Source organism: Microbacterium sp. ZXX196 (assembly GCF_009709595.1).
Classification (GTDB): domain Bacteria; phylum Actinomycetota; class Actinomycetes; order Actinomycetales; family Microbacteriaceae; genus Microbacterium; species Microbacterium excoecariae.
The window spans coordinates 1-276 of record NZ_WMEE01000138.1; the positions used below are offsets into that span (position 1 = coordinate 1).

A 276-nucleotide genomic window follows, 5' to 3' on the forward strand; every position below is an offset into this window, starting at 1 on the left:
CGGTCAGGGCTGATTGCGCCATGGATCGCATCACGAATATCTCGATGTGATCTCCGTCATCGGATGTAACAAATAGCGCATCGATATGGCCCAATAAACTGCGCGCAGAACGCCGTGGCCCGAAGGCGGTGGGGCGCAGGTCCAAAGGACAAAGCCGCGCCAAAACCTCGGCCAGATCAGGCCCTGTCAGCGTGAACCGCGCCAAAGCCCCGCTTTGATCTGCCAAAAGCGCGTAAGGTGCCAAGGGGGCGAGGGGGGCTGAAGCCCCCAAAAGAA

At 59.8% G+C, this 276-nt stretch carries 1 protein-coding gene; it reads right to left on the minus strand.

Features of this window, described 5'->3' with window-relative positions; genetic code table 11:
- Positions 1-244, minus strand: a 244-nt coding sequence (locus GJQ66_RS12555) for a hypothetical protein (RefSeq protein ID WP_230379598.1), incomplete at its 3' end; no start/stop codon positions are given.
- Positions 245-276: the final 32 nt, after the last annotated feature.